Source organism: Sulfurimonas sp. RIFOXYD2_FULL_34_21 (assembly GCF_001830805.1).
Taxonomy (GTDB): Bacteria; Campylobacterota; Campylobacteria; order Campylobacterales; family Sulfurimonadaceae; genus Sulfurimonas.
Genome location: NZ_MICH01000001.1, coordinates 160,035 through 173,683 on the forward strand (window position 1 = coordinate 160,035; position 13,649 = coordinate 173,683).

Below are 13,649 nucleotides of genomic sequence, written 5' to 3' on the forward strand. Positions count from 1 at the left end.
TATTAATTGTTTATTTCGCTTTTTAATATTTTTGACAGTTCAGAACATTGTTTTATTTTTTGAGTATAATTTAAATCATGTTTTAAAAGAATATCAACAAAAGCACTTCCTACAATAACACCGTCAGCTCCTTTTACTTTTTCTTTTGCAGTTTTTTGATTTACTCCAAAACCTACATAAACAGGAGTTTGGGTGTATTTTTTTATTGAATATAAAAAAGGTTGTAAATCTTCAGCACTGCCTGAACCGGTTATTCCTGTATAAGCTACCATATAGATAAATTTTTTAGAATCTTTAACTATTTTTTCAATTCTATCGTCACTATCAGTTGGGGCTACAAAGCTAATATTTGACATGTTGTTAGCGTTAAACAAATTATTATATACCAAAGTCTCTTCATGCGGCAAATCAGGAATTATTAACCCGTTTATTCCTAGCTCTTTTGCTAGAGGGATTAATTTATACATATCTTGTTGATAAAAGCTGTTAAAGTAGCCCATCCATAAAGTATCGACCTTCGGTGCGACTGCAGATGATATCTCTTTCAGGTGTTCAAATTTAAATCCGAGTTCTAATGCTTTGTGATTTGCTTTTTCTATCAAAGGACCGTCTGCTACCGGATCGGAGAAAGGAACCCCAAGTTCAAGTGTGTCAACGCCGTTACTTCCTAGCGACAAAGCTAAATCAATACTAAATGATTTTTCCGGATAGCCGGATGTTATATATGCTACTAATTTTTTCAATTGTTATCCAAGTCAGGTAATTTAAGTAGAGAATATTTTATATGACTAAGTTCTTTATCGAGTCTGATATCATTTTTCCAAACGGTAAACATATCATCAATGCTAAGTAGCCAGTTTATAGTTTCTTCATTTGCGCAACTATAGTTTTTTCTCATCTCTTCGAGAATATCCTCTACAAACGTTGAAAGTTTTGACATTGGCGCAATTTGCAAATAACTTGATGCAGATTTTATATTGTGAAAAACACGAAAAAGCTCATTCACGCTCTGCTCATACATATTAGGTTTAGATAGGTCTAAAATCATGACTTCCATTGCATCAACCATCAAAGAGTAGTGATCTAAGAACTCATCGACTATCTCATAATCAAAATTGGAGTACAAATCACTTTTTAGACCCATAAAATATTTCTCCTATATAGTCAAAATTATAGCAATTTTTAGTTAAAATACTTTTTATTAAATAAAAGAGTTCTAAAATGATGAAAAAAATGACTATAACTTCTATTAAAAAAAGTAAGGGTATTCAACCTTTAGTAATGATAACTGCTTATGATGCACTTTTTGCAAAGTTATTTGAATCAAGCTCGGATATGATTCTAGTCGGCGATAGTCTAAATATGAGTTTTGGCGGTAAAAATGATACGCTAAGCGCAACGCTAGAGCAGATGATATATCACACAAATGCAGTATGTTTAGGGGCAAAAGATAGTTTTGTTATCTGTGACATGCCCTTTGGAACGTATTGCAATAAAGAAGAAGCACTTAAAAATTCTATAAAAGTTTTTCAAGAAACAAGTGCAGATGCCATCAAGATAGAAGGCGGAGAAGATAAAGCCGATGTTATCAAGCATCTCTGCTCAAACGGCATAGCGGTTTGCGGACATATCGGACTGCTTCCTCAAGCAGTCCGCTCAGAGGGCGGATATAAGGTAAAGGGTAAAAGTAGCGAGGAAGAGCTTCAGCTTATCAAAGATGCACAGGCAGTTGAAGAAGCTGGAGCTTTTTGTATAGTTATTGAGGGTGTAAAAGCAGATGTGGCAGCGGTAGTGTCTAAAAGTGTAAAAATCCCGGTTATCGGCATAGGAGCAGGTAAAGATGTTGATGGACAAGTTCTTGTTTTTTCTGACATGTTAGGGCTTTTTGAAGAGTTTACTCCGAAATTTGTGAAAAAGTATTTAGACGGTGCGTCATTGGTTAAAAATGCCATAAAGAGTTATAGCGATGAGGTAAGATTAAGAGAATTCCCTCAAGAGATACACACTTACTAAGAGAGAATATGGAAAGATTGGTAGAGATAGAGAGATTTGATGCCGAGGAGAGTTGTGAGATAACTCTGCGTCCTAGTGCTTGGAATGAGTATATAGGACAAGAGCAGATTAAAAAGAATCTCGGTGTCTTTATAGAAGCGAGCAAAAAAAGACAAGAAGCACTTGACCATGTGCTTTTTTTTGGACCTCCTGGGCTTGGAAAAACTACTTTGGCACTTATAATTGCAAATGAGATGAATGCGAACATAAAAGTAACAGCCGCTCCTATGATAGAAAAAAGCGGAGATTTGGCAGCAATACTTACAAACCTTGAAGAGGGCGATATACTCTTCATAGACGAAATTCATCGTCTCTCTCCGGCTGTTGAAGAGATACTATACTCATCAATGGAAGATTTTCGCATAGATATAATTATAGGAAGCGGACCTGCTGCTCAAACCGTAAAAATAGATTTACCTCGTTTTACTCTAATAGGGGCTACAACAAGAGCAGGGATGCTCTCCAATCCCCTTAGAGATAGATTTGGTATGAATTTTAGAATGCAGTTTTACACTCCTGACGAGTTGGCAAAAATAGTATCTCAAGCTTCAAATAAATTGAATAAAGAGATAGCTCATGAGGCTAGCATTGAAATAGCAAAGAGAAGTAGAGGGACTCCACGTATAGCTCTTCGTCTTCTGCGTCGCGTAAGAGATTTTGCAGATGTGGCAAATGAGAAAAATATACTTCACTCAAGGACAAAATATGCTCTTGATGAACTTGGTATAAATTCATATGGATTTGATGAGATGGATATCAGATTATTAACTTTATTGGTAGGTGCAAACGGAAGGGCTATGGGACTTAGCACAATTGCGGCAGCACTTAGTGAAGATGAGGGAACCGTGGAGGATGTTTTAGAACCGTATTTGATTGCAAACGGTTATCTGGAGAGAACTGCCAAAGGGCGGAAAGCAACAAGAAGTACTTATGAGATTTTAAATTTTACTATTCCTACTTTAGATGATGGAGGTCTATTTTGAAACCGCAATATTTCGTAGCACTGCTTTTTGCAACATCTCTTTATTGGATGTATCTTCTTTATGCTCCATTTCTTTTAGCAATAACAATAGCGATACTTTTAGCTATCTCAACTTCTAATATACAGAACTTTTTTTTAAAATATCTAAAAAACAGATTTTATGCCTCATTCACATCTACGTTTTTACTTGCGATACTTTTTTTTGTTCCACTAGGATATTTTTTAATTACACTCAGTGTTAAGTTAAACAATCTAGACCCTCAGATTTTAATAAATGTAAAGCAGTATATATTGACAAAAGTTGACAATCCGCCGGAATTTCTCATTTTTGCAAAGCCCTATATAGTAGAGAATATTCAAAATTTAGATATAGCTTCATTTAGTAAAACCGCACTATCATATACTGGGACTGTAGGAGCTTTTAGCATAGGATTTTTGAAAAACTCTTTTTTAATGATAGTTTTTTATTTTTTTGTTCTACATAACGGAGATCATATATTTACATTTTTAAGAAGAGTAGTCCAGATGTCGGTTGATGAGAGTTCAACTCTTATAAAAGAGCTTTCATCCGTTATGGGCGTTGTTTTTTACTCGATTATCGTTAATGCAATGCTTCAAGGAATTTTGTTTGGTTTGGCTATATCATTTTTGGGATATAACGGCGTTTTATTCGGAGTAATGTACGGATTTGCCTCTTTAATTCCTATTATCGGAGGAGCTGTTATGTGGTTACCGTTTATGCTTTTTGAATTCTCTTTGGGAAATGAATCTAACGGTATCTTCATAGCACTATACTCCGTAATAATGATTTCTATCGTAGCAGATACTTTTATTAAACCGCTGATTATAAAAGAGATTAATAAAAGGCTTTTAAAAGAGGATGATGCAAGAGTAGATGAACTTGTTATTTTCTTTGCAATCATTGCTGGACTTGCTACATTTGGATTTTGGGGGATGATATTAGGACCTGCAATTACGGCATTTTTTCTTACACTCTTAAAGTTGTTTGAAGCAAGAAGCAAAGAGTTTATGACATGAAAATTAAATTTTAATTTTTATAAATTTGTGGATATTCACTTTTAAATCTTCTATGCACCCAAAACCAAAATTTTGGGTTGTCAGTTATGATTTTTGTTAGCCAATCTGCTTGAAGTTGAGTCGCTTTTTGTATGTCTTCTTGTTCATTATCTGTTTTTTCAACCGCAATTTCATCAAAAAATATTAACTCATAATTCTCTTCATCATCCGTTTTTATAGTAACTGGAATAATTGCCGCATTATATTTTCTAGCTAAGTAAGCAGGTGTTGAGGTTTGGCGAATTTTTTTGCCAAAAAAGTCCACTTCTAAACCCTCTCTTTGATTCATTGCCGTATCTATTAAGATGCCGCAGGCACCACCGTTTTTTACCAGTTTAATGAGTGGCTTTATAACATTTGATTTTTCTAATGAACTGTTTCCAAATTTTGAACGGCTATCTAAAACCCACTCCTGATATGTAGGATTTTTCATTTTTCTATAAACTGCGGCAATGGGCTCTGCAAAAGCTCCTATTGCACTCCCGCCTAATTCCCACGCACTATAATGCGAGGTTACATAAATTACCGAGCGTTTTTGTACATGTACTCTTTGAACGGCTTCTATATTTTTTACGGTTACTTTTTTTGCCAACTCGTTTTTGCTCATATATCTGATTTCCATTAGATGTAAAAAATTAAATAGTAGATTTTTGAAGCTATATCGCACTATTTCATCTTTTTCTTTTTTACCTATTTTGTTTTCAAATATAAAATCAAGATTTTTATAGGCTATATTTCTGTATTTTGAAGATACATAATAGGCTATTGTTGCAAGTGTTGTGAAAAAATACTTTCTTATTTTTTTTGGTAAAATCATTAAAATTTTTTCAAGTAGTAAAAAGAGTTTAAAGCCCATTAGATAATAACTCCTATGTTATTTAAAAAGTGGATTATATCAAATCATAGTATATAAAACCAGCAAGTAATTTAATTGTTATCTAGCCTTTGGTATAATCCCGTTTTACTAATATAAAAGGCATATAGCAAATGATGGCGTCTGATATCCAAAATTTTTCCGATGGTAGAACAAAGGCTAGAGCATATTTTTGTTATCTTTTTTCTAGAAATATTCCAAATAGGCTCCCCTCGCTTTCAGAGGAGATGATAATGCCGCGTCTTTTAAAGATAAAAGCAGATTTAGAAAAATGTGAGGGGGTATATCTTATTAACAGCCATGGTGTGCAAATTTCATCGACATACACTGCACTTAGGCAGATAGATACCGATATAGGAAAAATTAGAGCTGATCGTGCATACTATTATCGCGCAGTCAGAGAGGGAAGATGTACGATAACCGACCCATATCCTTCTCTTATTACCGGTGATTTAACGGTTACTGCATCCCAGCCTATTTTTGATGAACATGGAGAACTGAAATATATAGCATGCCTTGACATGCCGATTCAAGAAGTTGTTAAAATATCACGTTCAACATTTTCAGATAAATTTTTTATAAATCTTTTTAAATACTCATATGCGGCATTTTCTTTTGCTCTTATTGCGGTTGCATCGCTTCTGTTTTTTAAAGGTATGCAGAGTTTTTTCATATATGAGATATCACCGGATCATTTTAAGATAAAAGATGTATTTGAGGCAACAATCTTACTTACACTCGCACTTGCAATATTTGATTTGGCAAAAACTCTTATCGAAGAGGAAATCTTGGGTAGAAATAAAGAGCATAGTATTTCCGGTCCCCATAAGACAATGGTAAGATTTTTGGGTTCAATTATTATAGCGCTGTCTATAGAAGCTTTGATGTTGGTATTTAAATTTGCAATAACAGACCCGGAAAAATTGGTTTATGCCATGTACATTATCGCAGGTGTTGCAATGCTGCTTGTAACTTTGGCAATATATATAAAATTTACAAAATTAAAGATTGAAGAATGATAGGAATTGTTGATTATAACATGGGAAATTTGGCAAGCGTACAAAATGCGTTTGCTAAGTTGGGTGCAAAAACGGCGATAGAAAGTAACCCTGAAAAGTTTAAAGATTATGATAAGTTGATACTTCCAGGGGTGGGTGCATTTGCTGATGCTATGGAGCATCTAAGAGAGCGAAATATGATTCAACCAATTAAGGATTATGCCGCTACTTCCAAGCCGATTTTAGGTATATGTTTGGGTATGCAACTTCTATTTGAAAGTAGTGAAGAGTTTGGAGATAGTGAAGGTTTAGGTCTTATCAAAGGCAAAGTTGTGGCTTTTGATACATCTAAGTTTAGTGAGCCGCTAAAAGTTCCCCATATGGGATGGAATAAAATGTTTACAAAAAATCATCCTCTTTTTAATAACTTAGATGAAGAGCATTATCTCTACTTTGTACACTCTTACCATGCCGTTTGTGATAATGAAGAAGATATTATCGGTAAAACTGTATATGGTTACGAATTTGCATCTGCTGTTGCTCATGAAAATATAATGGGAATTCAGCCGCACCCTGAAAAAAGCCATAAAAATGGTCTTAAAATATTAGAAAATTTCATAAATTTATAGGAAAGAATATGACTTTATATCCGGCAATTGATTTAAAAGACGGGAAAGCGGTAAGACTTACAAAAGGTCTTATGGAAAGCGCAAAAATTTACTCGGATGAGCCGTGGATGCTTGTTAAAAAATTTGAGGAGATGGGTGCCCAGTGGGTTCATTTGGTTGATTTAAACGGAGCGTTTGCCGGAGAGCCTAAGAATTTAGAACAGATTATTAAAATACGTCAAAATTGCAATGTAAAGCTAGAACTCGGCGGCGGCATACGTGATGAAGCAACAATAAAAAAAATGCTTGAAATAGGAATAGACAGAATTATCTTAGGCTCAATAGCCGTTAAAGATTCGCAGTTTGTTAAAGATATGGCAGCAAAATATCCAATTGCAGTCGGAATCGATGCAATTGACGGCTTTGTAGCAGTTGAAGGCTGGGGTGAAGTAAGTTCGATGAGAGCAACTGATTTGGCAAAAGAGTTTGCTAATGCAGGTGTTGAAGCTATTATATGCACGGATGTTTCAAAAGACGGAACTCTCAGTGGAGTTAATGTAGATTTTACGGTTGAGATTGCAAAAGCAAGCGGCATTAGTACTATTGCAAGCGGCGGTGTTAAAGATGAGAGTGACATAGAAGCTTTAATAGCAACAAATAGCGTTGAGGGTGTGATTATAGGCAAGGCATATTATGAGGGAACTCTTGATTTGGCAAAAATGTTTAGGCTCATAAGTTAAGTTTTGCTTAATCATAAAATAAATAAAATTTAGGTATCATTGTTGCTTAATTAATTTACAAATATTTAAAAAAGAAAGGATTTCATTTGAAATTACTTGTTGTTGATGATAGTTCTACGATGCGTCGCATTATAAAAAATACGCTAGTTAGACTTGGTCATAAGGATATACTTGAGGGCGGTGACGGTATTGAAGGTTGGAATGCCTTGAATACAAATCCTGATATAGATATGTTAATTACAGATTGGAATATGCCAGAAATGAATGGATTGGAACTTGTTAAAAAAGTTCGTGCAGACAGTCGTTTTATGGATTTGCCAATTATTATGGTAACAACCGAGGGCGGTAAAGCGGAAGTTATTACTGCATTAAAAGCCGGCGTTAACAACTATATTGTAAAACCGTTTACACCTCAAGTTTTAAAAGAAAAACTTGGTGCTGTTATGGGTATTGAAGTGTAATGCAAGAGCATTACTTTGAGCTAGTAGTCAATATATCTTCTCATCATTCGTTATTCTGTGATTTTTTATCGGATACATTGCCTGTCGGTTTTGAAGAGACGGATAGCGGCTTTATTATTAGAAGTGATGATGAACTAGATACTATAGTATGGGGATTAGAGCAATTTGCTGAAGCTTTGCAAAAAGCACTCGGGGAAAACATAGAACTAGAGTGTAAGCAGACAAAGCTAAAAAATAGTGACTGGGTAGAGATTTATCAAAATAGTATTAAACCGATTTGTATAGAGAACTTTTATATTCATCCGACTTGGGACGAGCCTAGTGAGAATTTAATTAACATAATAATAGATCCCGCCTTAGCATTTGGCACAGGTCACCACCCGACAACAGCTTCATCATTAAGAGCCATTGCGAAACATGTAAAAAAAGGTAATAGAGTTTTAGATGTCGGATGCGGCAGTGGAATACTCGGCGTTGCTGCGCTTAAGCTTGGAGCTTCTGTCGATGCATGCGATACAGATGCAGTAAGTGTAGAAAACAGTATTTTAAACGCTGAGCTAAACGGTGTAAAATTTGAAAATATATGGGAAGGCTCTTGTTCGTTGGCAAAAAATAGTTATGACATTGTTGTGGCAAATATAGTAGCAGATGTATTGACTTTTATAGCAAATGATTTAAAAAAAGTTTTAAAAGAGGGCGGTATTCTTATTTTATCCGGAATATTAGACAAATATGAAGCAAAGGTTTTAAAATTTTATCAAGATTTTGAAATTGAAGAAAAAATAACTCAAAATGAGTGGGTTACATTAATACTAAAGCAAGGTAAAAAATAGATATGCAAGACAAAGATAATAAAAACAGAGATAGTAACTTTTTTAATAAAAACCCGTTAATAACTTTTGCAATATTTTCTGTAGTAATTATTTTGCTCTTTAAGGCTTTAATAGGCGAAAATAGCACTTCATCTGAAGGAGCTGTTGTAGGGAATAAAAGAGCTAAGCAGATAAGTTATTCAGAACTTAAATCATTAATATCATCTAAAAGTTTGAAAAAAGTTGATATAGGGCAGAGCTATATAAAAGCTTATGGCGCTGATAATCAAACACTTTACACAACCAGAATTGTTCCTAGTGATGCAAAACTGACAGAAGGATTAGACAAACAAGGTATAGAATATACGGGCTTTAGCGAAACGAATTGGTTTACAGAGATGTTTGGATGGCTATTTCCATTTTTAATTATTATAGCTATTTGGATGTTTTTTGCTGGCAGAATGCAAAAAAGTATGGGCAGCGGTATTTTGGGAATGGGTACGTCTAAAAAGATGATTAACTCTGAAAAACCAAAAACAAAATTTGATGATGTAGCTGGAGTAGAAGAGGCAAAAGAGGAAGTTCAAGAAATTGTTGACTTTTTAAAATATCCTGGACGATATGTTGAAATAGGTGCAAAAATTCCAAAAGGTGTATTGTTGGTTGGAAGCCCAGGTACTGGTAAAACACTTTTAGCAAAAGCAGTTGCAGGTGAAGCAGACGTTCCATTTTTCTCGGTTAGCGGTTCTAGTTTTATAGAGATGTTTGTAGGAGTAGGTGCAGCTCGTGTTCGTGATCTTTTTGAACAGGCTAAAAAAGATGCTCCTAGTATAATATTTATCGATGAGATAGACGCAATAGGAAAGAGTCGTGCAGCCGGTGCGAATATGGGCGGAAACGACGAAAGAGAACAAACTCTTAATCAGCTTTTAGCAGAAATGGATGGGTTTGGAACAGACACCCCAGTAATTATTTTAGCAGCAACAAATAGACCTGAAATTCTTGATCAAGCACTTTTGCGTCCGGGACGTTTTGATAGACAAGTATTGGTTGACAAACCTGATTTTGAAGGTCGTATAAAAATTTTAAAAGTACATGTTAAAGGCGTTAAGATGAACGCTGATGTAGATCTTGAGGAAGTGGCGCGTTTAACTGCCGGTTTAGCTGGTGCAGATTTGGCAAATATCGTCAATGAGGCGGCTCTTTTAGCAGGTAGAAAAAGTCAAAAAAGTGTAACTCAAAAAGATCTTTATGAAGCCGTTGAGAGAGCTTTGGCAGGACTTGCTAAAAAATCTCGTCGTATTAATCCGAAAGAGAAAAAAATAGTTGCATATCATGAAAGCGGACACGCCTTGATGGCTGAAACTACCGTAGGTGCCAAAAAAGTATCTAAAGTGTCAATTGTACCTCGTGGTTTAGCAGCACTTGGATATACGCTAAATACTCCAGAAGAAAATAAATTTATGGCTCAAAAATATGAACTTTGGGCAGAGGTAGATGTTCTTTTGGGCGGTCGTGCGGCTGAGGAAGTATTTATCGGTGAAATCTCTACCGGAGCAGGAAACGATTTGGAGAGAGCTACGGATATTATAAAATCTATGGTTCAAACTTACGGTATGAGTGATGTTGCAGGTCTTATGGTCTTAGAAAAAACTAGACACTCATTTTTAGGCGGAGGTAATCAAGCTTCTAGAGAGTATAGCGATAAAATGGCAGAAGCAATGGACGAGTTTATTAAGCTTTCACTTCAAGAAAGGTACGGTAATGTCGTAAAAAGACTTCAAGAGTATAAGCAAGCCATAGAAGATATCGTAAAGCTTTTGTATAAAAAAGAGAATATTACAGGTGAAGAAGTTAGAGATATAATTATAAATTTTGAAAAAGATAATGGATTGGAGTCTAAAGTAAATATTGTCGTTGATGATATTGAAGAGGAGCTAAAAGCTGACGCGAAAATGGTAGAAAATGACAAAAATAAAGAAGATATAAATAATACCAAAGAGGAATCAGATGAAAAATAATCTTTTGCCGATAGCTAAAGAGGGTTGGAATTATCTATTTGTGGCTCTATTGGCATTTTTTGTTTTTACAATTCTTGATTTAGATTTTCTACAATTTTTAGCTTTTTTAGCAACTTTTGCATTTATTTTTGTATTTAGAAATCCAGAAAGAGAAACTATGCTTTATCAGGAAAATAGTGTAGTTAGTCCCGTTGATGGAACCATAATCTCTATTGAAGAACTTCGTACTGATGGAACTTATGGATACAAAATTGAGATAGATGGCAGTTATTTAAATGTGTCTCTTCTTAGGGTTCCTTTTACCTCATCTTTAGAGCATATTGAAGTTAACAAAGGTGCCAGACTTTCTTCTTTAAGCCCTCTCTCAAAGCATATTAATGAAAATTCAGAACTTGTATTTAATGATAAAAAGTCATTAAACAGTCTGAAAATAATACATAAATTAAAGCAAAGTTTTAAAAGCATAGATATAGATATAATAAAATCTCAAAATATGTTGCAAGGTTCAAGGTACGGGCTTATGGTAGATGGAGTTACGACTATATATCTGCCTGAAAATTTCAGATTAAATATAACAGTTGGCAGTGAACTGATAGCTTCTGAGACACTTATAGGTTATTTTACTAACGAAAATAAAAGCAAATAATATAATGACAGGAGTAAAAATTTACTTCTGTGATTGCTGTGACTGACTCTTTTCAAACATCAATTTATCAGTATCGATATAAAAATTGAAATATTCCGAATTGAAATTACTCTTATTTATTTTTGATAGTTGAATAACTGCTCCCTTATTGTTTTTACTTTCTATATATAGAAGACCAAGAGCATATCTACTTTCAAGATGGTTTGGATTTTTCATTTTTGACAACTCTAAAAGGGCAATAGCATTTGCATGATGATTTGCGGCGGTTGACGCAACGGCACCTAAAAATAGAGTTTGAGAATCTCTTACTTTTAAATCGTCTATTAAACTGTTGTATAGTGTATAAGACTCTTCGTAGGCATTGTCATAAAGTGACGCAAGTGCTAATGTACTTGTTAATTCATGAGGTTGTTCTGTTGTTGATGCTAATGCTTTTTTTATCTGTTCTCGCAAGAAATATAATCTTCCTGTTATTAAATTTTGTTGAATATATAAATATCTTGTAACATGTGTGCCAAAATATAAGTCATTAAAATTTAACTCTTGCATTTTTAAATAGTGCGCAACCTCTTTTGCATACTCTTTTTGGTTAAGTTTATTAAAGTTTGCATCTATGTACATTAAGTGTGGCAAAATCTCATTTGGAAGAAGAATTGCAAGTTTACTTGCCGATTTTTGTGCCTCTTCTATATTATTTTGTTTAAGTGCTATTATAATATCTAGTGCTAGATAAAGAGGTTTTTGTTGATAATTTTTATCTAACCAATCTGCAGTAGCTAAAATATTGTCTTCACTAATAAAGAGCAATGTTTTGCACAAATCAATCTCTTCAGAAGACTCCTCCTCTGAGATTGTATCTTTTACAATTGATAACAGTTTAGGATTCTCTTTGTTAATTAGTTGAGAGGTCATAACGGCGTATATGCCGGAAAGATAATTTTTTGCATCTAAATTGTATGAGCGTAAAAAGTGTTTATGCGCATCTACCATATTTCCCATTTGAGCATACGTTAAAGCCAAATCATAGTGCAAAATGGAGTGTTTAGGCTGTATCTCAACCAATTTTTGAAGTATTTCGTTTGCTTCTCTTAACTTAAAGGATAACGCTCTTTTTATGGCATTTACTATCCCTAAATTTACATTAGAAGAGGAAGAGCTTTTTGTCAGGTACTCCTCTGCAGAGTTTACATTATCAATAAATATATTTGCAGTCCCCTTCCTTATATAGCTTATTGTTTGATTAGCATTAAATACTTTATATGGTGAAAAATAAAATATTTTTTGATAATTAATCTCTTTTGATTCAATAATAATATCTCTATAACGCTTTTGAGCTAGATCTTGATTAAAAAGTGAATCTTTCAAATTTACTTTAATAGGATACGGTTGATATGCTTTTTCTCCAAACATGTCAGTTGCATTTTCTATCTCTTTAGCAGCTTCTTGTACTTGACCGGCTTTTAGTTCTGTATATCCAAGTGCTATTTGAGATTTCATAGGTTCTATATTATTTTTAATGGCGTCTTGAAGATGTTTTTTTGCCAATGTTAAATCACCAACCCTTGCATAAAGCAGTCCTAAGCTAAAATCATCTGTTTGCAAATTATTTTTTTCTAAACTTTCTATAGCGCTAAAATTATTATTAAATAGAGCATCTATCTTTGAGCTAAGGTCGTTCTGGACTTTTATATACTCATCTGTAGTTGGATTTTTAAGCGCGCTTAAGGCTTCTATATAGTTGCCGTTATAGTAATTTATTAGTGAATAGTAGTATGAATACAAGGGAGATTGTCTCTCTTGAGGCAGATAAGCATATGCTAAATCTATATAATATTTGAAGCTTTTTTCATTTTGTAAATAAATTGAACAGACTGCTGCATTAATAGCGCTTACGCATCTTTTCTCATTATTTTGTATAGCTTTTTGAAAGCTACTTAAAGCAGTTTCGTATTGGGCATCTTTAAGCTGAGCAACGCCTAAGTTATATGCAGATACGGCTTCGCTATAGAGTGCAATTTTTTCGTAAAGAGATAGTGCTTCGATTTTTGAGCCTGTTGAGTATAAATAGTCGGCTTTTGCAATCATATTCTCGATTTTGCTAGGTTCTACAGGTTGTGTTATCTGCTCGTCAAGTTTCTCTTCAATACGTTTTGTTGAGACTTCGGCATCTTTTTTTTTGGAACTGTTAACAACCAAAGAGATAATTATTATGATTAAAACTATGCCGATACCGACACCTATATACATAAGCTGTTTTTTATTTAGTAGTTTAGTTTCTTTTTCTACAGTCGGCTTATTTGAAGCAGCATAATCTAAGGCAGCATCACTGTCTTCGATAATTATTATTTCTTCTACAGCGTCCGCCATCTCTTACCTTG

The 13,649-nt window shown here is 34.2% G+C and carries 14 protein-coding genes; 10 read left to right on the forward strand and 4 right to left on the reverse strand.

The features are described 5' to 3' along the window. Positions 1 to 2 precede the first annotated feature (2 nt). Positions 3 to 743, reverse strand: a complete 741-nt coding sequence (trpA, locus tag A2530_RS00805; RefSeq protein WP_294883977.1) for a tryptophan synthase subunit alpha — start codon at positions 741 to 743, stop codon at positions 3 to 5. Next, complete coding sequence (locus A2530_RS00810; protein WP_294883979.1) at positions 740 to 1,144, reverse strand: chemotaxis protein CheA; 405 nt, start codon at positions 1,142 to 1,144, stop codon at positions 740 to 742. Before A2530_RS00810 ends, trpA begins: the two co-directional genes overlap by 4 nt. Positions 1,145 to 1,221: 77 nt before the next feature. On the opposite strand from A2530_RS00810, the gene panB reads away from it, so the two are divergent. From panB to A2530_RS00825, 3 genes are read left to right on the forward strand one after another with little or no spacing between them, the layout of a single operon-like run. Further along, a complete protein-coding gene (gene panB / locus A2530_RS00815) occupies positions 1,222 to 2,013 on the forward strand; it encodes a 3-methyl-2-oxobutanoate hydroxymethyltransferase (RefSeq protein WP_294883981.1) in 792 nt (263 codons plus the stop codon). Between the two features lie 8 nt (positions 2,014 to 2,021). Then, on the forward strand, positions 2,022 to 3,035 hold the full coding sequence (ruvB, locus tag A2530_RS00820) for a Holliday junction branch migration DNA helicase RuvB (RefSeq protein ID WP_294883982.1): 1,014 nt from the start codon (positions 2,022 to 2,024) through the stop codon (positions 3,033 to 3,035). After that, complete coding sequence (locus A2530_RS00825) at positions 3,032 to 4,072, forward strand: AI-2E family transporter (RefSeq protein ID WP_294883984.1); 1,041 nt, start codon at positions 3,032 to 3,034, stop codon at positions 4,070 to 4,072. Before ruvB ends, A2530_RS00825 begins: the two co-directional genes overlap by 4 nt. 10 nt (positions 4,073 to 4,082) lie before the next feature. Here the strand turns inward: A2530_RS00825 and A2530_RS00830 are convergent, their stop codons facing one another. Continuing rightward, positions 4,083 to 4,967 (reverse strand): lipid A biosynthesis lauroyl acyltransferase, encoded by an 885-nt coding sequence (locus A2530_RS00830; RefSeq protein WP_294883986.1) that lies wholly within the window; start codon positions 4,965 to 4,967, stop codon positions 4,083 to 4,085. Between the two features lie 131 nt (positions 4,968 to 5,098). Here A2530_RS00830 and A2530_RS00835 point away from each other — a divergent pair, with 131 nt between their 5' ends. From A2530_RS00835 to A2530_RS00865, 7 genes are all read left to right on the forward strand, one after another. Next, positions 5,099 to 6,004: a PDC sensor domain-containing protein gene (locus A2530_RS00835; RefSeq protein ID WP_294883988.1), complete on the forward strand. Its 906-nt coding sequence runs from the start codon at positions 5,099 to 5,101 to the stop codon at positions 6,002 to 6,004. Then, on the forward strand, positions 6,001 to 6,612 hold the full coding sequence (hisH, locus tag A2530_RS00840) for an imidazole glycerol phosphate synthase subunit HisH (RefSeq protein ID WP_294883990.1): 612 nt from the start codon (positions 6,001 to 6,003) through the stop codon (positions 6,610 to 6,612). Before A2530_RS00835 ends, hisH begins: the two co-directional genes overlap by 4 nt. A gap of 8 nt (positions 6,613 to 6,620) precedes the next feature. Then, on the forward strand, positions 6,621 to 7,331 hold the full coding sequence (gene hisA / locus A2530_RS00845) for a 1-(5-phosphoribosyl)-5-[(5-phosphoribosylamino)methylideneamino]imidazole-4-carboxamide isomerase (RefSeq protein WP_294883992.1): 711 nt from the start codon (positions 6,621 to 6,623) through the stop codon (positions 7,329 to 7,331). A gap of 86 nt (positions 7,332 to 7,417) precedes the next feature. Beyond that, entirely contained in the window at positions 7,418 to 7,792 is a 375-nt protein-coding gene (locus tag A2530_RS00850) for a response regulator (protein WP_294883994.1), read from the forward strand. Then, positions 7,792 to 8,625, forward strand: coding sequence for a 50S ribosomal protein L11 methyltransferase (locus tag A2530_RS00855; protein ID WP_294883996.1), 834 nt, complete (start codon positions 7,792 to 7,794; stop codon positions 8,623 to 8,625). The genes A2530_RS00850 and A2530_RS00855 overlap by 1 nt, the downstream gene beginning before the upstream one ends. 2 nt (positions 8,626 to 8,627) lie before the next feature. After that, entirely contained in the window at positions 8,628 to 10,625 is a 1,998-nt protein-coding gene (gene ftsH, locus A2530_RS00860) for an ATP-dependent zinc metalloprotease FtsH (protein WP_294883998.1), read from the forward strand. Continuing rightward, complete coding sequence (locus tag A2530_RS00865; RefSeq protein ID WP_294884000.1) at positions 10,615 to 11,271, forward strand: phosphatidylserine decarboxylase; 657 nt, start codon at positions 10,615 to 10,617, stop codon at positions 11,269 to 11,271. Before ftsH ends, A2530_RS00865 begins: the two co-directional genes overlap by 11 nt. 21 nt (positions 11,272 to 11,292) lie before the next feature. On the opposite strand, the gene A2530_RS00870 is transcribed toward A2530_RS00865, so the two are convergent. After that, a complete protein-coding gene (locus A2530_RS00870) occupies positions 11,293 to 13,638 on the reverse strand; it encodes a hypothetical protein (RefSeq protein ID WP_294884002.1) in 2,346 nt (781 codons plus the stop codon). Positions 13,639 to 13,649 lie beyond the last annotated feature (11 nt).